The organism is Streptomyces sp. NPDC041205, assembly GCF_055591765.1.
In genome coordinates this window covers 92,596-114,826 of record NZ_JBVIZH010000010.1, presented here as the reverse complement: position 1 = coordinate 114,826, position 22,231 = coordinate 92,596, and the positions used below count along the sequence as shown (strand labels likewise).

Annotated in this window: 5 protein-coding genes; all 5 read right to left on the bottom strand. The window is 75.1% G+C overall.

The annotated features are described in order from the left end of the window. Positions 1–30: 30 nt before the first annotated feature. Positions 31–1,671: a cyclic peptide export ABC transporter gene (locus tag ACZ6BG_RS33330; RefSeq protein WP_469008388.1), complete on the bottom strand. Its 1,641-nt coding sequence runs from the start codon at positions 1,669–1,671 to the stop codon at positions 31–33. After that, positions 1,668–8,192, bottom strand: a complete 6,525-nt coding sequence (locus tag ACZ6BG_RS33325) for an amino acid adenylation domain-containing protein (protein ID WP_469008385.1) — start codon at positions 8,190–8,192, stop codon at positions 1,668–1,670. The genes ACZ6BG_RS33330 and ACZ6BG_RS33325 overlap by 4 nt, the downstream gene beginning before the upstream one ends. Further along, on the bottom strand, positions 8,189–11,449 hold the full coding sequence (locus ACZ6BG_RS33320; protein WP_469008383.1) for an amino acid adenylation domain-containing protein: 3,261 nt from the start codon (positions 11,447–11,449) through the stop codon (positions 8,189–8,191). The genes ACZ6BG_RS33325 and ACZ6BG_RS33320 overlap by 4 nt, the downstream gene beginning before the upstream one ends. Before the next feature lie 5 nt (positions 11,450–11,454). Further along, complete coding sequence (locus ACZ6BG_RS33315) at positions 11,455–12,552, bottom strand: TauD/TfdA family dioxygenase (RefSeq protein ID WP_469008380.1); 1,098 nt, start codon at positions 12,550–12,552, stop codon at positions 11,455–11,457. Positions 12,553–12,837: 285 nt separating this feature from the next. Next, positions 12,838–22,164: an amino acid adenylation domain-containing protein gene (locus tag ACZ6BG_RS33310; protein ID WP_469008377.1), complete on the bottom strand. Its 9,327-nt coding sequence runs from the start codon at positions 22,162–22,164 to the stop codon at positions 12,838–12,840. Between the last annotated feature and the right edge of the window lie 67 nt (positions 22,165–22,231).

Genomic DNA, 22,231 nt, shown 5'->3' with positions numbered 1-22,231 from the left:
CCGGTGCGGTGGGGGGTGTGGTGGAAGCGGTCAGAGCGCGGCGGGTTCGGCCGCGGGGCGGGCCGGTTCCGTGAGCTCGGCGATGGTGCCGCGGTCGAGCTTGAGGATCTGGTCGGCGATGTTGAAGTAGCGGTCGTCGTGAGTGATGGCGATGACGGTCTTGCCGCGCTTGCGCAGCGCGGGCAGGACCTCGGTGTAGAAGAACTCCCGGAACTCGGGGTCCTGGTCGGCGGCCCACTCGTCGAACAGCAGCACCGGCCGGTCCGAGAGCAGCGCCGCCACCAGGGCGAGGCGTTTGCGCTGCCCGGTGGACAGGGAGATGGTGGAGAACTCCCCGTCGCGCACCGTCACCTTGCTGTCCATGCCGAGCTGGGCGAGCAGCCGGTTGGCCTCCTCGTCGCCGTCGGGGTGGGCCGGCAGGGTGCGGAAGAGGTGGACGTCGGCGAAGACCCCGGCGACGCTCCCCCGCAGCTCCTCGACCCGGTCCCCGGCCACGGGCGTGCCGTCGAGGACGATCTCGCCCGCGCTCGGCGGGTAGAGGCCGCACAGCATCTTGGCCAGCGTGGTCTTGCCGCTGCCGTTGCCGCCGATCAGACAGGTGAGGGTGCCGGGGGCGAACCGGGCGTCGATCGGGCCGACTTGGAAGCCCGTCTCGTCCCCGGCGGTGTCGTAGTGGAAGACCGCGCCGCGCAGCCGCAGCTCGGCCCCCGCGTCCTGCTCGGCGTCGGCCCGCTCGGGGGATCGCAGGCCGCTCTCGTCGCCCAGGTCGAGCGCGTCGAGGGAGCGCAGTGCCGTCCCGGCCCGGCCTAGTGCCGGGATCAGGTTGAGGACCGTCACCAGCGGGGTGTTGATGTAGATGACGGCGAGGGTGAAGCCGGTCAGGTCGTCGGCGGGGATGTCGAAGTGGGGGCCTGCGAACAGCATGATGCCGATGCAGGCGAGGAAGAGCAGCTGCCCCCAGGAGCCCGCGATGGTGTAGAGGCCCACGCCCCGGGTGGTGTCCCGCACCAGGAGCTTGCCGGTGGCGCCGACGCCGCCGTCGAGGACCTCGTCGCGGCGGCCGCGGTCCAGCTTCAGCTCCTTGGCGCCGCGCGTGACGCTCTCCAGGTGGCCGTGCATGGCGTCCTGGTGCTCACGGGCGCGGCGCAGATGAACTCCGGCCCGGCGTACGGGGAGTTGGTAGAGCAGCAGGCCGACGGCGAGCACGCCGATCATGCCGAGCAGCATCTTCCAGGACAGCACCCCGATGTAGACGAAGGCGCCGATGACGATGGAGCCGTTCATGGAGAGCAGCGGCACGCTGCTGACCGCGCTGGTGATGATCTGGACGTCGTCGGTGAGGGCGGACTGGAGCCGGGCGGGGCCGATGCGCTCGATGCGGCGCATGCCGCTGTCGAGGATCCGGCGGCACAGCTCCATCCGCAGCTCCTGGATGGAGCGCTGGGCGAGTCGGATCAGCAGGATGGACGAGACGGCCCCGGCGAGCATCACGGTGAGCGCCGCCGCGATGAAGGCGGCGAGCAGCCCGGTGCCCGGGTCGTCGAGCCGTTCGAGCACCCGCTGGAGCACCGCGATCAGGGCCACGGTCGCGCCGCCCGAGAGCAGGCCCGCGACCACCGCGGCGATCACGGTCGTCCGGGACCGGGTGGCGAGGAGGGAGATGAAGTTCATCGACGTCCCGCTCTCCGCGCCGAGGCACCGTCGGTGCTCTCCCGCGCCGACTTGATGAGTTCGGCGAGGCCCGCCACGGTGAAGTCCGCCATGGCCTGCTGTATCCGCAGCCGCACCCCGAACTCGCGCCGCACCCGAAGGAGCAGCCGGGTGGCGAGCAGCGAGTGGCCGCCCGCCTCGTAGAAGTGGTCGCGGATGCCGAGGCCCTCCAGGCCGAGCAGGTCCTGCCAGATCGCGAGGAGTTCGCGTTCGACGTCGTCGCGGGGCGGTTCGGCGCTGCCCGACGTGCCGAGGAAGTCGTCGGCGGTGGGCGCGGGCAGTCGGCGCCGGTCCAGTTTGCCGCTGGGTGTCTGCGGGATCTCCTCGACGAGGCGGATCGCCGCGGGCAGCGCGTAGCGCGGCAGGCGTCCGGCGGCCCGGGTGCGCAGCTCGCCGCGGTCCAGGCCGCCGGTCTCCGGCACCACGTACGCGACGAGGCGCGGGGTGGCGCCGGCGGCGCCGTGCACCACCACGACGCAGTCGGTCACGCCCGGGTGGTCGACGAGGACGGACTCGACCTCGCCGAGCTCGATGCGGTGGCCGCGCAGCTTGATCTGGTTGTCGAAGCGGCCGAGGAACTCCAGCTGGCCGTCGGCCCGGTGGCGGGCGCGGTCGCCGGTGCGGTAGAGCCGCGCCCCGTGTTCGGCGGCGAACGGGTCGGGGATGAAGCGTCCGGCGGTGAGGCCGGGGCGCCGCCAGTAGCCCTGGGCCACCTGGACGCCGCCGATGTACAGCTCGCCCGCGGCGCCGGGCGGCACCGGCTGCATGTGCTCGTCGAGGACCCAGATGGTGGAGCCCGGCACCGGGCCGCCGATGGGGGCCCGCTGTCTGCGGGTGACCTCGGCGGTGAGTTCGGCGACGGTCATCAGGACGGTGGCCTCGGTCGGGCCGTACCAGTTGAAGACCCGGCAGCCCTGCGCGGAGGGCCCCTCGAACCAGTCGGCGAACCGGGCGGGCACGACCTCCTCGCCCGCGAGCAGCAGCGCCCGCAGGCCGAGCGGGGCGCCGCCGGTGTCGCCGCTGCCGTCCACGGCGGCCAGCTCCTGCGCGATCGTCGGGGTGGTGGCGAGCATGGTGACGCCCTCGCCCCGCAGATGGCCGTGCAGTTGCTGTGCGTCCGCGGCGACGTCGCCGGGCACGAGGTGGATCCGGGATCCGGCCACGAGGCCCGCGAACAGCTCCCACACCGACAGGTCGAAGGTGAAGGTGGAGCGGACCGCGACCACGTCGTCGGCGGTGGGCGCCACGACGGTGGCGGAGGCCTCCAGGTAGGCGAGCAGGTTGTGGTGGCTGACGCCGACGCCCTTGGGGGTGCCGGTGGAGCCGGAGGTGTAGATGAGGTACGCCAGGTCGGCGGCGTCGGCGCGCTGCGGGGGCCCGGCGTCGGTGGCCGCGGCCGCCTCGGCGACGGTGCGGACCGTGATGCCCTCGTCGGCGAGCAGCGCGAGCACGGCCGCGTCGTCGTCGGTGAGGTGCGCGGTCACCGCCGTGCGGCAGCCCGAGTCGCGGATCAGGTGCGTGATGCGCTCCAGGGGCAGCTCCGGGTCGACGGGGACGTAGGCCGCGCCCGCCGTCATGGCGGCGAGCAGCCCCGTCACCAGGTCGACGCCGCGCCTGGCGACGACCGCGACCAGGTCGCCGCTGCGCACTCCGGCGGCGGTGAGGCCGTCGGCGGCGGCGCGGGCCCGCTCGGTGAGCTGGCGGTAGGTCAGGGCGCCGCCGGGTCCGGTGACCGCGACCGCGCCGGGGCGGGCCGCAGCGACGGCCTCGATGGCCTCGTGCAGGGTGCCGCCGGGCACCTCCAGCGGGCCGCCGTCGGCGCGGCGGGCCGCGGCCGCGGCGTCGTAGGGCAGCAGGCTGGCCTCGTCGTGCGGGGCGTCTGGGTCGGTGGCGAAGCGGCGCAGGGCCTGCGCGTACATCGTGGCGAGGTCGGCGGCCCATTCGTCGGAGACCCGGTCGCTGTCGTAGGCGAGGATCAGGCCCAGCTCGTTGGCGGGCGGGTGCACCGAATAGGTGCTCATGACCGCGTAGTTGGTGTCCTCGGCGGACGCCGGGTGGTGGTCGATGAGTTCGACGACGCCGGTGTCGAGGACCTCGCTGAGCGCGTGGAAGCGCACGAAGTTCACGCCCACGTCGAACAGCGGGTCGTTGCCGAGCGCCTGCTGCACGTTGACCAGCGGGGTGTGCCGGTGCTCCAGGAGCCCGCGTTCCTCGTCGAAGGCGCGCCGGGCGAGGTCGCGCCAGCTGCCGCCGGGCACGGACATCGAGGTCGGCAGCATGTTGATGAACAGGCCGCGCAGGTCCTTGGCGCCGGGCAGGTCGGGGCGGCCGTGCAGCACCATGCCGGTGACCGGGTCGGTCACGGCCAGGGCCTCGGCGAGGACCTTGAAGTGCACGCCCACGGCGAGGCTCTTGAAGGGCAGGCCCTCCTCCTTGGCGAGCCGCGCGAGGCGCTGGGAGGTGTCGGGGTCGATGTCGACCTGGACGCGGCGCACCTGCGGGAGCCCGGCGGGGCGCAGGTCGGCGACGGAGCGCGGTTCGGCGTCGGCCATCCGCTGCCGCCACACCTCCGCGACGTCCGTCCCTTCGAGGGCGGCCCGCTCCGTCTTGATGAAGTCGGCGTACCGGAGCGGCAGTTCGGGCCAGCGGGTGCCGTAGTCGGGGGCGTCGTCGAGCAGCGCCGCCTGGCGGCTGAAGATCTCCGTGACGGTGGACGTCCAGCTCCAGCCGTCGAGGATGACGTGGTTCTCGCTGACCGTCAGCTGGAACTCGTCGTCGCCGAGCAGGTGCACGGCGAGCCGTTGCAGCGGGGCGCGCTCCAGTTCGAGGTGGTCCTCGCGCTCATGGGCGACGAAGTCGTCGATCTCGGCGCGCTGTTCGGCGGCGTCGAGCCCGGACAGGTCCCGCACGGTCAGGAGCGGCTCCACGTCCCGGTGCACGATCTGCAGCGGCTCGGAGTAGCCGTCCAGGGAGATGCTGGTGCGCAGGACGGGGTGGCGGTCCATGGTGTCGGCGAGTGCGCGGCGCAGCAGGTCCGCGTCCAGGCGGCCGCGCATCCGCACGCTGACGGTGTTGTGGTAGATGCCCGCCTCGGGGTGCAGATGCAGGTGGTAGAGCATGCCCGCCTGGGTGGCGCTGAGCGGGTAGGCGTCCTCGGCGTCGGCGGGCAGCGCGGCCCGGTCCTCGGCGCTGATCATCTCGAACGGCTCGGCGCGGGCCAGGGTCTCGGCGCCGCTGCCCGCGAGGTGGGTGGCGAACTCGGCGACGGTCTGGTGCTTGAACACGGCGTGCACGCGGGTCTCGTGGCCGAGGGCGCGCAGCGTGCCGGTGATCTCCACGGCGCGGATGGAGTCCCCGCCGAGGGCGAAGAAGTTGTCGTGCACGCCGATCCGCTCGACGCCGAGGACGTCGGCCCACACCCCGGCGACGGTCTCCTCCAGGCCGGTGCGCGGGGCGGTGTACTCGGTCCCGGCGTCCAGGCGGGCCTCGGCCGGGTCGGGCAGGGCACGCCGGTCGGCCTTGCCGTTGACGGTCAGCGGCACCTCGTCCAGGGCGGTGTAGACCGCGGGCACCATGTACGAGGGCAGCAGCCCCGAGGCGTGCTCGCGGAGTTCGGGCACGTCCGGCAGTTCACCGGCAGCGGGCACCAGCCACACCACGAGCTGCTCGCCGCGCACGTCGGCGACCGCGGCGGCGACGCCGGGGTGGGTGGCGAGGGCGACCTCCACCTCGCCCAGCTCGATCCGGAAGCCGCGGATCTTCACCTGGGCGTCGGCGCGCCCCCAGTACTCGAACTCGCCGTCCTCGGTGACCCGGGCCAGGTCGCCGCTGCGGTAGAGGCGGGCGCCCGGCACGTCGGAGAACGGGTCGGGCACGAACCGCTCGGCGGTGAGCCCGCCGCGTCCGGCGTAGCCGAGGGTGACGCCCGCGCCGCCGACGTGGAGTTCGCCGACGAGACCGGCGGGCAGCGGGTTGAGGGCCGCGTCGAGGACGTACAGGGTCAGGTCGTCGATCGGTACGCCGATGGGGCTGCCGGTGCGGTCGCCCAGGTCGTCGGCGGTGATGACGCGGAAGGTGGAGTGCACGGTGGTCTCGGTGATGCCGTACATGTTCACCAGGACCGGGGCCCGGTCGCCGCGCGCCTCGATCCACGGCCGCAGCGTGTTCGGGTCGAGCCGCTCGCCGCCGAACACGACGTGACGCAGGGCGAGTTCACGGGTGGAGCCCTCGGCGGCGTCGGCCGCCACCACGCCCTTGAAGGCCGACGGCGTCTGGCTGAAGACGGTGACGCCGAGCCGTTCGACGAGTGCGAGCAGGTCCGCGGGCGACTGGGCGGTCTCGTCCGGCACCAGGGCCAGTTTCCCGCCGTGCAGCAGCGCGCCCCACAGCTCCCAGACGGACACGTCGAAGGCGTAGGAGTGGAAGAAGGTCCACACGTCGTGCGGCCCGAAGTCGAAGCGCCGCGCGGTCGACGTGTACAGGCGCAGGACCTGCGCGTCGGCGACCTCGACGCCCTTGGGGCGGCCGGTGGACCCGGAGGTGTAGATGACGTAGGCGATGTCCCCGGGGTGCCGGGCGGGCAGCGCGATGCCGTTCCTGGCCTCGGGGTCGACCCCGACGAGGGGGCGGCCGTGTCCGTCGACGCACACCTGCGGCAGGCCCGTGCCGAGCGTGCCCGCGCCGTCGGCGCCGCACACGATCAGGCGGCCGCCGCTGTCGTCCAGGACGTGCCGGATGCGGTCCGCGGGGTTGCGCAGGTCCAGCGGTACGTACGCGGCGCCCGCGCGCAGCACCGCGAGGATCGCCACGATCTGCGCGGGCCCGCGCTCCAGGTACAGCGGGACGCGGTCGCCGGGCGCCACGCCCTGGTCCACCAGGTGGCGGGCCAGGGTCTCGACGCGGTCGGCGAGGTCCGCGTACGCGATGTCCTCGCCCTCCCAGTGCAGGGCGACGCGGGCGGGGTGGCGGGCGGCCGAGCGCAGGAAGGCGTGGTCGAGGCCGTGCGTCACCAGGGACTCGGCCATCGGGCCCTCCGGTGCGGCGGGCGCGGCGAGCGGCAGCAGCCGCACCTCGCGGTCCGGGGCGGCGAGGCCGGCGGTGAGCAGTTGGACGTACGCGTCGAGGAGGGCGCCCGCGGTGTGTTCGCGCAGCAGCTCCGTGTCGTACTCCAGCATCAGTTCCAGGTCGTCGCCGCGGTGCGAGACGCTGAGGGTGACGTCGGTCTTGGAGGCGGCCGTCTCCACCGGGACGGGGGTCATGACGGCCTCACCGAGGCGCAGCGCGGAGCGGTCCTCGCCGAGATAGGCGAACATCGCGCCGAACAGCGGGGCGCCGGTGCTGCCGCCGACCGCCGACACCACCGACGAGGTCAGCACGTGCTGGTGGTCCAGGGAGGCGGCGACGGTGGCCGCCGACTCCTGGGCGAGGTCGCGCAGCGTCGCGCCGTCGCGCAGGCGGCTGCGGAGCGTCAGCGTGTTGATGAACGGGCCGACGGTGGTGCGCAGTTCGGGCCGGACGCGGTTGGCGACCGGCACCCCGATCACCAGGTCGTCGGTGAGGGCGGCCCGGTGCAGCGCCGCCCGCCACGCGCCGTACAGGACCGCGAAGACGGACACGCCGCAGCCCGCGGCGAACTTCTCCACGCGGTCGCGCAGCGCGGGCCCGGTGGGGCGCACCAGATGGTGGCCCTGATGGCCGCGGGTGTCGGGGCGGGGATGGTCGAAGGGCAGGCTCAGACCGCGCGGGGCGCCGTCCAGCTCGGCCCGCCAGTGGGCGAGGGACGCCTCCCGGGAGGGCGCGTCGTCGCTGGTGCGCTCCCACCAGGCGTAGTCGGTGTACGAGGGGCCCTCGGGCTCGGGCGGCGGGGCGGAGCCGGTGCGGAACGCCTCGTGGGCGGCGGTAAGTTCCTGGATGAGGACGCTCACCGACAGGCCGTCGACGACCAGGTGGTGGAAGGCCACGACGAGCCGGTGCCGCTCGGGCGCGAGGGCGATCAGCAGGCCCCGGGCGAGCGGGCCGCCGGCGTCCAGGGCGAAGGGGGCGCGCAGTTCGGCGTCGGTCAGCTCGTCCCTGCGCCGCTCGGCGGCCGCGGCGTCCGTGGCGGCCAGGCGGGTCAGGTCGGTGCGGCGCAGCGGGGGCAGGGTGGGCAGCAGCCGGGCGTGCGGCTTGCCGCGGACGTCCTCGGTGACCAGGCGCAGCCCCTCGTGCCGGGCGAGCAGCCAGTCGAAGGCGCGGGTCAGCGCGTCGGCGTCCAGCGGGCCCTCGATGTCGAGGGCGGCGGGGACGGTGTAGGCGCTGCCGGTGGGGTCGAGGGCGTGCGCCGTCCACAGCTGGAGCTGGCTCTCCGAGAGGACGACCTGGGTCTGGTCGGCCCGCCGGGGCACGCGGGAGGTCGCGGCCTTGCGCCCCGGGCGGCGGGCCGCGAGGGCGCGCCGGGCCTGCTCGAGGCGATCAGAACCATCGGAGCGTTCGGGTGCGGTCATGACTGTTCCTTGGGGGCGTCGTGGGCGGGGCCCTCGGTGGGGGACTCCGGGTCGTCTGCCGTGCCCAGGGCGGCGAACGCCTCCGCGAAGTCGCGGACGGCGCCGTCCTGGTCGTGGGCGAGGAGCAGGTTCGCCTGGTCCGCGACGGTGGGCGCGGTGAGCAGGTCCTGCAGGGGCAGTTCGGTGCCCATCAGGTCGCGGACCTGGGCGACGGTGTGCATGGCGCGGATGGAGTCGCCGCCGAGGGCGAAGAAGCTGTCGTGCGCGCCGACCCGCTCGACACCGAGGACGGTGCGCCAGATCTCCGCGACGACCATCTCGACGGGCGTGCGCGGTGCGGTGAACTCGCCGCCCTGCTCCAGGTGCCCGTCCGCCGGGTCCGGCAGCGCGCGCCGGTCGGTCTTGCCCTGCGGTGTCAGCGGCACCCGCTCCAGGGCGACGAAGAGCCCCGGGACCAGGTACGCGGGCAGCACGGCGGCGCAGTGCTCGCGCAGCTCCGCCACGGTAGGCGCGCCGTCCGGTCCTGGCACGAGCCAGGCGACGAGGCGGCTCTCGCGCGCGTCGACCACCGCGGCGCGCACGCCGGGGTGACGCAGCAGGACGGCCTCGACCTCGCCGGGCTCGACGCGGTAGCCGCGCACCTTCAGCTGGCCGTCGGCGCGCCCGCAGAACTCCGGCAGACCGTCGGCGCCGATGCGCACGAGGTCGCCGGTGCGGTACAGGCGGGCGCCCGCCTCGGTGGCGAACGGGTCCGGCAGATAGCGCTCGGCGGTGCGGCCGCCCCGGCCCGCGTAGCCGCGGGTGACCCCGGCGCCGCCGACGTACAGCTCACCGATCACGCCGGGCGCGACCGGCGCGAGCGCCTCGTCCAGGACGTGCAGTGTGGTGCCGCCGACGGGTCCGCCGAGGCTGACGCGGCCGTCGGCGCCGACGATCCCGGCGGTGGCGTTGGCGGTGGTCTCGGAGGGCCCGTACAGGTTCCACAGGCGTGCCTTCGGCAGCAGGCGGTACGTGCGTGCCACCAGGTCGGCGGTGAGGGCCTCGCCGCCGAGGAGCACGTCCAGGGTCCGCTCGCGCGGGTCGGCCGTGCCGTCGGCGGACTCCAGTGCGCGCAGGGTCTCGTCCCACAGGCGGGGCACGGTGTTGACCGTGGTGACGGTGGTGGCCTCCGCGCCGGAGACGGCCGCCGCCAGCGTCTCGGCGGGCCGCTGTCCGGCGGGGGGCAGCACGACCGTGCCGCCGAGCACCAGCGGCCCCCACACCTGCTTGACGGAGGCGTCGAAGACGGGCGCGGCCGTCGCGGGCAGCACGATGTCCGGGCCGATGAGGCTCGCGTCGGCCAGCCAGCCGAGGTAGTTGACGACGTTGCGGTGGGTGACGGCGACGGGCTTGGGCCGCCCGGTGGAGCCGGAGGTGAACAGGAGGTAGGCGAGGTTGTCGGGGGCAGCGGGGCCGTCCTTGGCCGCCGCCGCGTCGGCTTCCTCACCGCCGAAGTCGATGGCGTCGGCGGTGAGGACGACGACGGCGCGGCCGCTGCCGACGCCACCCTTGCCCGTGCTCTCGCTGTCGCCCAGCAGGGCCGCCGTGTCCGCCGTGGCGACGCACGTCCGGACGGACGCGTCGCCGAGGAGCGCCGCGATCCGGTCGGCCGGGTCGTCCGTGTCGACGACCAGGTACGCGGCTCCGGCGCGCAGCACGGCGAGCTGAGTCACGAGGCGGGCCACGGGGTCCGGCACGAGCACGGCGACGGCGGCCTCGGGGCCGACGTCCAGGCGGGCGGACAACCGGTCGGCGGTCGACAGGAGTTGACGGTAGGTCAGCTCCTGGTCGCCGCAGCGCACGGCGGTCGCGTCCGGAGTGCGCCCGGCGGCACGGACGATCAGGTCGGGCAGGGTGGACTCCTGCCAGTCGGCGGCCGTGGGCGACACGGGCGCCGCCAGCGGAGCCGCGGCGGGGCCGAGGGCCGTCCGGCCGATCCGCGTTCCCGGCTCCCGCGTGCCCTGGTCCACGACGGCGGCCAGGGCGTCCAGGATCCGGTCGGCGACCGGGCCGCCGATCCCGGCCGCGGCGGCGCCGTCCAGGCGGACCTCGACGCGATCGCCGTGGCGCACGGCGGCGAGGCGCAGCGCGGGCCCCGTGCCGCGGGCCACGAGCGACTCGACGAACCAGTCGCCGACGCGCTCGGGCACCTCCGCGTACGAGAAGGCGAGCGGCCCGCTCACGGCGGACAGATCGCTGATCAGCTCGACGCTCTCGCGCTGCTCGGCCCGCGCCGCCCGCACCGCGGACACCACGTCCGCGAGGGTGCGCCCGGATCCGAACGCGTAGCGCAGACCCGGCCAGGCGCTCAACGGGCCGAGTGACGACTGGAGTTGGGGCACCTCGCGCAGGCCGGTGCGCACCCGCACGGTGAGCGTCTCGGCGCCGCCGAAGCGGTGCAGGACCACGAGCCAGGCGGCGAGGAGCAGCGCCTCGGCCTCGACCGTGGGGAAGGTGGCGGCGGGCAGGGTGAGGGAGCGGACGGAGTCGGCCGTGGGTCGGCCGCCCTCCCCAGCCGTCGCCGCACCCGCCTCGACCGGCGTGGCCGCAGTGGCTGCCGACGCCGACGTGGCCGTCGCGCCCGCCGCGGGGGCCAGCGAACGCACCCGCGCCACCGCGTCGCCCGTCTCGTCCGCCGCGTCGGCGCCGCCGTGCGCCGACTCCTGGCTCGCCCGGGCGGCGGCCGCCTCGGGCTCGGCGAGCATGTCGTGCAGCCACTCCGCGACGTCGGCGTACTGGAGGGACTCGCCCTCGTCCTCACCCGTGCCGTCACCGGCCGTCCCGGCCAGTTCACGCTCCAGTTCGGCCGCGAGGAGCAGCAGGCCCTCGTGGTCGAGGACGTGGGCGGACGCGGCGAGCTGGACGCGGCCTCCGGGTCCCGCCAGGGCGGACCAGGGCCGGGCAAGGGCGGCCCCCGCGGCGCCGTCCGTTTCGGCGGCGGCGGGCTCGGGCGGCGCCCCGGTGAACACGTGCTGCGTGGGCGGGCCGCCCGCGGCGGAGGCCACCAGTGCGGTGCGCAGCACCTCGTACCGGCGTGTGAGGGCGGCGACGGCGGCGGCCAGGCGCTCTCCCGCCACGGCGGCCGGAGCCTGGAGCACGAGGGTCGTCACCGTGTCGTCGCCGGTGGCGTCGTGCTGCTGCGGTCCCGCGCGGAAGATCTCCGCCGCGGGCGCGGCCGTCCCGTTCGCGGCCGCTGTCTGTGTCGATGCCGAAGTCACCGTGGTCACCGTCTGTCCCCCTGTGTCTGCGTGGTGGTGCCGTCCTGCGCCCGGGCGCCGCTCGGCGCGGGCCGGGTCTCCAGGTCGTGCCAGGTCGCCGCGCCCGCCATGGCGACGCGGATCTGCCGCTTGCCGGTGAAGGGCGCCCGGCCGTGCGAGGCCAGCAGGTTGTCGACGACGAGGACGTCGCCGAGCTGCCAGTCGAAGGCCGTGGACTCGGCGTCGAACGCGCCCCTGATCGCGTCGAGGTCGGCGCGGCTGAACTCACTGCCGTCGCCCGCCAGGCTGGTCTTGGGCACCCGCTCGGGGCCGACCTGGCTGAGCAGCTCGGCGGCGAGTTCGTCGCCGAGCGTGCTCAGGTGGAAGCTGGTGGCCTGGTTGAACCAGACCCACTCCCCGGTGACCGGGTGCCGGGCGACGGCGGGCCGCAGGGCCTCGGTGCGCAGGTGGTTGTCGGCGACGCGCTCGACGCGCACCCTGGTCTGCTCGGCGTACGCGTCGAGGCCGCTCTCGTCGCAGCCGAGGGCCTCCTGCCAGGGGATGCCGACGCCCGGCGTGTAGTTGCGCACGTACCGCACGCCGTGCTCCTCGACGCGGGCCACCAGGTCGGCGGGCAGCCGGCCGAGCACCTTGCGGGAGTCGGCGAGCGGGGTCTGGCCGCCGGTCTCCGAGGGCAGCGCGCAGGAGAAGCCGAGGACGCGCGGCCAACTCCAGCTGTAGCAGGCCTCGTTGTGCATCTCGATGGTCTGGTCGGCGGGGTACTCGGTGGAGGAGTAGATGCCGTCGCCCAGGTCGCTGCGCGGCGTGGCGCCGTCCTGGTAGGCGAGCGCGCCGTCACCGGCGACGGCCTCGACGACGGGGCGCAGCGCGTCGGCGCCCTCGTCGAAGCCGCGGAAGAGCACCGCGCCGTGCTCGTGCAGCCGCGTCCGCACCAGCTCCGCGTTGGCCCGCACCCACACGGTCAGCGGGACACCGGGCCGCTGCGGGGTGGCGAGCACGGGCAGAGCCGCGGGCTCCAGGGGACCGAAGGCGACGACTGACGCATCCGTCAGGGACCGTCGCCTGACCGGCTCCTGGGGCATGCGGGACGTACGAAGGGACATGGGTGCTCCGTTTGCTTGTCGGTATGGCCCGCGGGGACCTGGGCGGGTCCGGGCGGGCGGGGCCGGACCGGCCGCGACGGGGCGGCCCTCCGGGGTGGTGCGGTGCTCGGTGCGCTGTGTGGTGCGGTGCGGTGCACTGCCGTGCCGCGCTGTGCCGAATTGAAGTGCCGAGCTGTGCAGTGCCGAGCTGTGCAGTGCAGTGCCGTGCTGTGCTGGGCTGAGCGTGCTGCGCTGGGTGTGGTGTGCGGTGCCGTGCGGTGGCGCGTGGTGCGGCCGTGGCCTGGCTCAGGCGCGGGCCCGGGCGGCGGGGCCGAGGCGTGCGGCGCGCCGGGCGCGTCCTGCGGCGCGTTCGCCGCGTGCCCGCTCGCCGAGCGCGGCACGGACCTCGCCGACGGTCGCGGTGTCCTCGGCGAGCGCCGTCAGGGCGCGACACAGTTGGTCGGCGAGGGCGGCGGCCCGCTCGGTGGGGACGCGGACGGTGTCGTGGTTGAGTGCGATGACGAGCCGGTCCCCTTCGGGGGCGGCGGAGACGGTGACGGGCAGTTCGGTCTGTTCGAGCGCCTCGGACCGGGTCACCGACAGGCCGGGAAGTCCCGTGCCGAGGTCGGCGAAGGGGAAGTTGGCCACGATCACGGAGGTGTCGAAGAGTCCGGCGGAGCTGGTCCGTCCGCTCCACACGGCGATCCGGGCGAGCGGCGTGTGGATGTGTTCCTGCGCCTGGTGCAGTGCCTGCTGCACGTCCCGGGTCCAGGTGCCGACCGGCAGGGCGGCGGGCAGCCGGGTGCGCAGCGGCACGGTGTTGATGAACATGCCGACGGTACGGTCCACGTCCGCGAGGTCGGCGGGCCGCCCGGAGCCCACGCTGCCGAACACCACGTCGTCCGTGCCGGTCTCGGCGGCGAGGGTGAGGGCCCACGCCGCGTGCACCATGCCGCCGAGGGTGACGCCGAGACGGCCCGCGGTGTCCCGCAGGCGCCCGGTGTCCGGCGCGGGCAGCGCCACCTCGTGGTCGCGGTGGACCGCGGGCCGGTCCGCCGCCGGTGCGAGCGGGACCGGGCCGCACCCGGCGAGGCTCCTGGTCCAGAACTCCCGGGAGGCGTCCGGGTCCTGGCGCGCCACCCACCGGGCGAACGCGCCGAAGTCCGGCGCCGGGGCGAACCGCGGGGTCTCGCCCCGGCCGTGCGCGGCATAGTGCTCCAGGACCTCGCCGAGCAGGATCGGCAGCGACCAACCGTCGAACAGCACATGGTGGTTGGTCCACACGAAGGCCCAGCGGTCGGCCGCGAGCCGTGCCACGGCGAGCCGCGCGAGCGGCCCTTCACGCAGGTCGAAGCCGGTGTGCCGGTCCTGTCGCACGTAGGCGTCGAGGCGCTCGTCGGCGTCGGTGCGAGCGTCGGCGTCGACGGAACCCGCCGGTTCCCCGGCACCCTGGCCCGCTCTCGCGTCCCCGCCCGCCCGACCGTCCCCGCCCGCCCGCGCTTCCCCGCCCGCTCTCGCCGCCGTACCGTCCGACGTGAAGTCCAAGAAGGTGACGGGCAGTTCACACGCGGCGGGCACCACGAGCAGCGGACGCGGCACGTCCTGCCACACCGGTACGCCCCGCAGCACGGCGTGCCGGTCCACGGCCGCCTGCCACGCCCGCGCGAACGCCTCCTGGTCGAGGTCGCCTTCAAGGACGCAGACGAGCTGCTCCACGTAGACCCCGCTGCCCGCCGCGCCGTCCTCGGCGAGGCTGCGGAAGACCATGCCCTCCTGGGTCGGCGTGAGCGGCCAGACCGCCGTCAGGCCGCCCCGGCGCGCGGCCCAGTCCCGCACGGCGGCGACGGGCGCGGTGCCGTGCCGCAGTCCGGCGGCGAGCACGGGCGCGTCGGACTCGGCGGTGAGCGCCCGGAGTTCGTCGAGGACGGCGTCCGCGAGCGTGTCCGCGGCGGCCTGTCCGGTGTGTTCCACCTCGACGGCGAGGCAGCCGTCGGTGACCAGGCTCTCCACGACGACCGCCGCGGGACGCGTCCCGTGCGGGTCGCGGACCTGGCCGAAGCCGGGTGCGAGGAGTTCGAGCGTGGCCCGCGGGTCGGCGCTGGAGCTGACCCGGCCCAGGTAGTTGAAGTTGACGTGCGGCACGGGCAGTTCGGCGAACCGGCGGGCCAAATCCCCGTCGTGGGCCAGGTGCCGGACCACGCCGTGGTCGATGCCCCGGTGCACCAGGTCCCGCAGCCGGGCGCGAACGTCCCACAGGGTGCCGAGCGGGTCGTCGTCCGCGGTGGCCACCGGGAACGGCGCGAGGGTGGTGAACCAGCCGACCGTGCGCGACAGGTCGAGGTCGGGGTGCAGGTCCTCGCGGCCGTGGCTCTCCAGCTCCACGACGACCGAGGGCAGCGCGTCGACCCGGGCGAGGGCACGGGCGGTCGCGGTGATCAGACCCTCTTCCAGGGTGCCGCCGAGCCGCCGTACGAGCGCCTGCTGGAGCTGTTCGGTCTCCTCGGCGGTGAGGGCGCGCCGGGCGCGGCGCGCGGCGCCCTCGGTGCCGGGGGCGAGCGGGTCGGCGCTCGGCCCGGCGAGCGCCGCGATCTCGTCGAGGTCGGCGCGGACCCGATCGAGGACCTGCGGGTCCAGGGCCCTGCGCCGCAGTTCGGCGGTCCACTGCCGGTGCGTGGTGCCCTCCGGCTGGAGGACGGGGGGCTCGCCCGCGCGGACGGCGTCGAGCGCGAACTCCAGGTCCTCCAGGACGATGCGCCAGGACACCGCGTCCATGACCAGGTGGTGGGCGGTGAGCAGCAGCCGCTGCGGCACGTCGGGGCCGAGGTCGGCCAAGTGGGCCCGCAGGAGCGGCCCCTGGGCGGGGTCGATGCGGGTGTTGAGTTCGTCGGCCAGCTCCCGCAGCCGCTCGTCGACGCCGTCTTCGGACAGGTGGCCGTACTCCACCGGAACGTCGACCTTCGGATCGACCACGGCGCGTACGCCACGCCCGTCACCAGCGGCTTCGCCGCCCTCGGCGTCCCCGTCCACGAACCGGGTCCGCAGCGCCTCATGGGCCTCGGCCACGGCGTTCAGCGCCGCGCCCAGCTCGTCGGGTTGGACGCGGGTGCGCAGGCCGAGGAGCAGCCCCATGTTCCAGTGGGCCGGGGTGTCGAGGTCGAGTTCGTGGAACCACCGCTGGATCGGGCTGAGCGCGTCCGTGCTGTCGCCCTGGGCGCGGCTGCCGGTGCTCGCGCCGGTGGTGACGTGCGGGGCGAGGTCGGCGATCGTGGGGTACTGGAACATCTGGCGCGGGGTCAGGTGGATCCCGGCGCGGCGGGCCCTGGCGACGACCTGGATCGACAGGATGGAGTCCCCGCCGAGGGCCAGATAGCCGTCGTGGACGCCGACCCGGTCCAGGCCGAGCACCTGGCACCACACCTCGGCGAGGCGCCGCTCCACCTCGGTGCGGGGCGCGACGTACTCCTGGTCGTCGGCCTCCCAGGTGGGGGCGGGCAGGGCGCGCCGGTCCACCTTGCCGTTGGCCGACAGGGGCAGCGCGTCCAGGACCACGACGGCGGCGGGGACCATGTGCGCGGGCAGCCGCTCCCCGGCCCACGCCCGGACCGTCGCCGGTTCGCAGGCGGCTCCGGCGCGGGCGACGACGTACGCGACCAGGCGCGGCTCGCCGCCACCCGTGGGTGCCACGGCGGCGACCGCCGCGTCCGCCACTCCGGCGGCGTCCCGCACCACGGCCTCGATCTCGCCCAGCTCCACCCGGAAGCCGCGGACCTTGACCTGCTCGTCCACGCGCCCGTGGAACTCCAGGGCACCGGCGCTGTCGAACCGTACGAGGTCTCCCGTGCGGTACAGCCGCGCGCCGGGCTCGGACGTGAAGGGGTCCGGCACGAACCGCTCGGCGGTGAGCCCGCCCCGGCCCGCGTAGCCGCGCGCGACACCCGCCCCGCCGACGTACAGCTCCCCCACGCCACCCGGGACCACCGGACTCAGCGTCTCGTCGAGGACGTACACGGTGCGGCCCGGCAGGGGCCGTCCCAGGGGGACGGTGCCGGTCGCGCCGTCGACGCCGACCTCGTGGACGGTGGCGGTGATGACGGTCTCGGTGGGGCCGTAGGCGTTGATGACGCGGCCGCCCACCGTGCGCCGCCAGATGCCGGTCTCGGCGGCGGGCATGGCGTCGCCGCCGACGACGGTGAGGCGGACGGCGAGCGCGGCGGGCACCGCGGCGCCGTCGGCGAGCGCGGTTGCCAACTGCCGCCACAGGCCGGTCGGCGGGTTGAAGACGGTGACCCCGTGCTCGGCGAGGAAGGCGAGGAGTTCGTCGGTGGCGAGGAGCCCGTCGGGGCGGAGCACGGCCGCGCCGCCGCCCGTCAGCGGCGCGAGCAGTTGCTCGGTGCTCACGTCGAACGAGAAGGAGCCGAAGACCAGGACCCGGTCGGCGGCGGTGAGCCCGAAGGCGCCACTGATCTGCGCGAGGTGGACGGCGAGTTGGCCGTGGGTGACGGCGACGCCCTTGGGGCGTCCGGTGGAGCCGGAGGTGAAGACCAGGTACGCCAGGTCGTCGGCGTGCGCCGCGTCCAGACCCGTCCGGTCGACGTCCGCCGTCAGGTCGAGGCCGTCGATCTCCAGGACCGGGGTGTCACCCGGCAGGAGGCCGTCGAGGACGTCCCGCTGCGCCGCGCCGCGCACGACGGCCGCGCAGCCCGCCTCGCCCGCCATCAGCCGAAGCCGCTCGGCCGGGTACGAGGGGTCGAGCGCGAGCCACGCGCCTCCGGCCCGCGCGACGGCGAGCATCGCCACCGCCATGAGGGTCCCGCGCGGCAGGCACAGGCCCACCACGTCGTCCGGACCGACGCCCGCCGCGCGCAGCCGCACGGCCACCGCGGCCGAAGCGCGCTCCAACTCCGCGTACGTCCAAGACCGTTCGCCGTCGACCAGGGCCACGTCGTCCGGCTGCTTCCGGGCGTGCGCCACGACCGCCCCGGGCACCAGGCACGCGCTGTCCGCCGCCGGAGCCCCGGCGCCGGACCAGGCGAGGAGCGCCTCGGTGTCGCTCGTGCCCAACTCGCCCAGGGTGATGGCCGGGTCGCCGGTGAGGGCGTCCAGGGTGCGGTCGAGGTCGTCGAGGAGCCGCCGCGCGGTGTCGGCGTCGTACGCGGCGGCGTCGACGCTCAGGCGCAGCTCCAGGTGCTCGCCGGGCATCACCTGGACGCTGACCGGGTAGGTGGTGCGCTCCAGGAGGCGGCCGCTCTCCAGCGTGAAGCCCTCGGTGGCGAAGCCCTCGAAGGGGTAGTTCTCGACGACGACGATGGAGTCGAAGAGCGGGGCGCCCGCGGGGGCTCCGGCCCAGGACGTCACGTCGGCGAGCGGGGCGTGCTGGTGGTCGGTGAGTTCCTGCAGGCTCTGATGGACGGCGCCGAGCCACTGGTCGGCGCGCAGGTCGTCGGCGATCCGCACGCGCAGCGGCAGGGTGTTGATGAACAGGCCGACGGTGCGTTCGATGCCGTCGATCTCGGCGGGGCGGCCGGAGAGCACGCTGCCGACGGCCAGGTCCTTGGCGCCGGTGCGCCGGGCGACGACCAGCGTCCAGGCGGCGTGGACGAGCGCGGCGAGGGTGACGCCGCGGTCGCGGGCGGTCTCGCGCAGGGCCAGGGCGCGCTCGTCGGGCAGCCGCAGCGCGGGCTCGTGCGTGCCGGTGCGGTGGTGCTCGGCCTGGGCGCGGCCGGGGGCGAGCAGCGCGGGCGCGGTGAAGCCGGTGAGCTGCTTGCGCCAGAACGCCTCGTCCTCGGTGCGGTCGCGGTGCTCGTTCCAGCGCACGAAGGTGCCGTAGTCGGGGGCGGGCACCAGTTCGATGTCGGTACCGGCACGCAGCGCCGGGTAGAGCGTGAAGGCGTCGCCCGCGACGACGGGCAGGGACCAGCCGTCGATGAGGATGTGGTGGTTGGTCCACACGAAGGTCCACTCGTCGGCGCCGGTGCGCAGCAGCGCGAGGCGCACCAGCGGGCCGCCGCTCAGCTCGAAGCCCTCGCCGCGGTCGCGCGCCAGGAAGTCGTCCAGGCGCTCCTGCCCGGTCCGCGCGGAGCTGTCGTCCGCCGTCCAGTCCTCGTACCGCGCGGGTACGTCGATGTCGCGGGGCACGACGAGCAGGGGGCGGTCGGTCTCCTGCCAGGAGCAGCGGGCGCGCAGGGCGGAGTGCCGGGCGATGGCGCCGCGCCAGGCGTCGAGGAAGGCGCGCGGGTCCAGGTCGCCGCGCAGGACGCACACCAACTGCTCGGTGTAGGCGTCCGACGCGGGCTCGGCGAGGGCGTGGTACAGCATGCCCTGCTGGAGGGCGGACATGGGCCACACGGCGTGCAGCGGGCCGAGGTCGCGTTCCCAGGAGGCGAGCAGTCCGGCGGGCAGACCGGTGGTGTCGACGCCGCCCGGCGCCAGGTCGTCCAGGGTCGGCTCGGCGGCCGGCAGGAGTTCGGCCTGTGCGGCGAGCCCGGCGACGGTGGGGTGTTCGAAGAGCTGGCGCGGGGTGATGCGCAGTCCGGCCCTGCGGGCCTTGGCCACCACCTGGATGGACTGGATGGAGTCGCCGCCGAGGGCGAGGAAGTCGTCGTGCACGCCGACGCGTTCGAGGCCGAGTACCTGGCACCACACCTCGGCGAGGCGCCGCTCCTCGTCGGTGCGGGGCGCGACGAAGTCCTTGGCTGCCGTCTCCCAGCGGGGCGCGGGCAGGGCGCGCCGGTCCACTTTGCCGTTGACGGACAGGGGCAGCGCGTCGAGGGTCACGACGGCGGCGGGGACCATGTGCGCGGGCAGCCGCTCCCCGGCCCAGGCGCGCAGGAGGCCGGTGTCCACCGGGGTGCCGTCGGCGGCCACGACGTAGGCGGCCAGGCGCAGTTCACCGCCGCCGGGCGCGGGCACGGCGGCCACGACGGCGTCGGTGACCGGGTCGGCGGACCGGAGCACGGCCTCGATCTCGCCCAGCTCGACGCGGAAGCCGCGCACCTTGACCTGCTCGTCGACCCGCCCGTGGAACTCGAGCGCACCGGCGCCGTCGAACCGGACGAGGTCACCCGTGCGGTAGAGCCGCGCACCGGGCACCGTCGAGAACGGGTCGGGCACGAACCGCTCGGCGGTCAGGTCGCCCCGGCCCGCGTAGCCGCGCGCCACGCCCGCCCCGCCGACGTACAACTCCCCCACGCCGCCCGGGACCACCGGGCGCATCGCGTCGTCGAGGACGTACACGGTGGTCCCGGCGATCGGGGTGCCGATGGGGACGGTGCCGGGGTCGCTCGCGGCGCAGAAGTGGCCGGTGGCCCAGACGGTGGCCTCGCTGGGGCCGTACTCGTTGACGAGGGCGCAGTCGGGAAGCGTCGCGCGGTGCTCGGCGACCAGGTCGGCGGGGCAGGCCTCGCCCGCCACGACGACGGTCCGCAGGGAACGTCCGGGCCCGCCGGGCCGGTTCAGGAGGGCCCGGTAGAAGGAGGGGACGGTCAGGGTGTGCGTCAGGGCGTGCCGCTCGACCAGACCGGCGAGTTCGTCGGCGTCCTTGACCTGGTCGGCGTCGGGCACGGCCAGCGCCCCGCCGAGGGTGAGCGTCCAGAAGATGCCCGCGTAGGCGCTGTCGAAGGAGAAGGACGAAAGGAGCAGGAAGCGGGGCGGGTTCGGCCCGTAGAAGGCGGCGCGCGCCGCGGTGGAGCGGGCCAGCGTTCCGTGGGTGACGGCGACGCCCTTGGGGCGTCCGGTGGAGCCGGAGGTGAAGACCAGGTACGCCAGGTCGTCGGCGTGTGCCGCGTCCAGACCCGTCCGGTCGACGTCCGCCGTCAGGTCGAGGCCGTCGATCTCCAGGACCGGGGTGCCCGCGGGCACGACGTCGTCCGCCAACTCCCGCTGCGCCGCGCCGCGCACGACGGCCGCGCAGCCCGCCTCGCCCGCCATCTGCCGAAGCCGCTCGGCCGGGTACGAGGGGTCGAGTGCCAGCCACGCGCCCCCGGCCCGCAGCACCCCCAGCATCGCCACGGCGGTCGCCGCGCCGCGCGGCAGGCACAGCCCCACCACGGACTCGGGACCGACGCCCGCGTCCCGCAGCCGCACGGCCACCACCGCCGACGCGCGCTCCAACTCCGCGTACGTCCAGGAGCGTTCGCCGTCGATCAGGGCGACGTCGTCCGGCGCGGTCCGCGCGTGCGCCAGGATCGCCCGGTGCACGGGCTCTCCGTCACCCGCCGCCGGGACCCCGGCGCCCGAGTGGCGCGGGCCCGCGCCCGTGTCGGCGCCGAGTTCGGCGACGGGGGCGGCCGGGTCGGTGACGGCCTCGGTCACCAGGGTCTCGAAGAGCCGGGCGTATCCGGCGACGGTGTCCGCGTCGAGCCGTGCCGGGTCGAAGTGCAGGACGCCGTACACCTCGCCGTCGACCTCGCCCGCCTGGACCCGCAGCGGGAACTGCGCCACCTGCTGGCGCACCGGTACCGGCTCGGTGTCGTAGCCGGAGAGGTGGACGGTGCCCAGATCGCCGGTGATGGACCGGGTGCCGTACGAGAGCCGGTCCGACTCGAACTGGAAGCTCACCTGGTACAGCGACTGGCCGGACAGGGCCGAGCCGGGGTTCAGACGGCCGAGGACGGTCGGGGTGGGCAGGGCCCGGTGCCGGACGGCTTCGACGTGCGCGGTGCGGGTGGCGTCGAGCACGGCGGTGAAGGTGGATTCCGGCCTGATCCGGGTGCGCAGGAGCAGCGAGTTGGTGAAGTGGCCGACGGTCCGCTTGACGGAGGTCTTGCGGCCCTCCACGGGGAAGCCGACGACGAGGTCGTCCCCGCCGGTGAGCTTGTGCAGGAGCACGTTGAAGGCGGCGAGCAGCACGGTGGCGGTGGTGCTGCGGCTGGATCCGGCCAGCTCCCGGACCCGGTCGACGGTCGTGGCGCCGAGGCGGAAGGGGACGTGGGCGGGGGCGTCGGGGTCGGTTACCGGGCGGGGCGCGGTCATGCCGGGCAGGTCGAGGGCGAAGCGGCAGCCGTCGAGTCGGCGCGTCCAGTAGTCGCTCAGGGCCTCGGCGCGCGGCCCGGCGAGGAAGGCGTGTTCGGCGGCGACGTGACGCGCGTAGGAGGTGTCGGGCCCGGCGGGCAGACCGGGGGCGCCCTCGGCCTCGGACCGGTAGGCGGTGAGCAGGTCCTCCAGGGTGATGAACAGGGAGCTCATGTCGCCGGCGACGTGGTGCAGGACGAGGTGCACGGTGGTGGCGGCGGTGTCCTGGTAGACGAAGAGGCGGGCGGGCGCCTCGTGGGCCAGGGCGAAGGGGCGCTCGTAGTCGCGGGTGGCGAGGATCCGCAGCTCGTCGTCGGCGATGCCCGGCGTGTCGCGGACGGCGAAGGGGGCCTCGGCGGCGTACCAGCGCTGCACATAGCCCTCGGTCCCCGGGGCGACGGTGCTGGTGAGCACCGGGTGGCGGGCGCAGACGGCGTCCCAGGCGCGGCGCAGCGGTTCGGCGTGGAGGCGCTCGGTGACCTTGACGGTTCCGGCGACGTGGTACGACGGCGAGTCGGGCGCGAGTTCCTGGAGGAAGAAGAGGGAGGCCTGTCCGACCGAGAGTGGAACTTCCCACTCCGCCTCTGGTCGTCTTTCGGCCTGGCCGTGATTTCCCCCGTGCACGACATCCACTGCGACGCCCTCCCCGTGAGCTGTCACAAAAAATGACAGAGCCCGTCAAACGTGTGAC

Bases quoted from the DNA above. Each gene is read 5' to 3' on its own strand.
- ACZ6BG_RS33330 (WP_469008388.1), bottom strand. From the start codon at position 1,671: ATGAACTTCATCTCCCTCCTCGCCACCCGGTCCCGGACGACCGTGATC.
- ACZ6BG_RS33325 (WP_469008385.1), bottom strand. From the start codon at position 8,192: ATGACCGCACCCGAACGCTCCGATGGTTCTGATCGCCTCGAGCAGGCC.
- ACZ6BG_RS33315 (WP_469008380.1), bottom strand. From the start codon at position 12,552: ATGTCCCTTCGTACGTCCCGCATGCCCCAGGAGCCGGTCAGGCGACGG.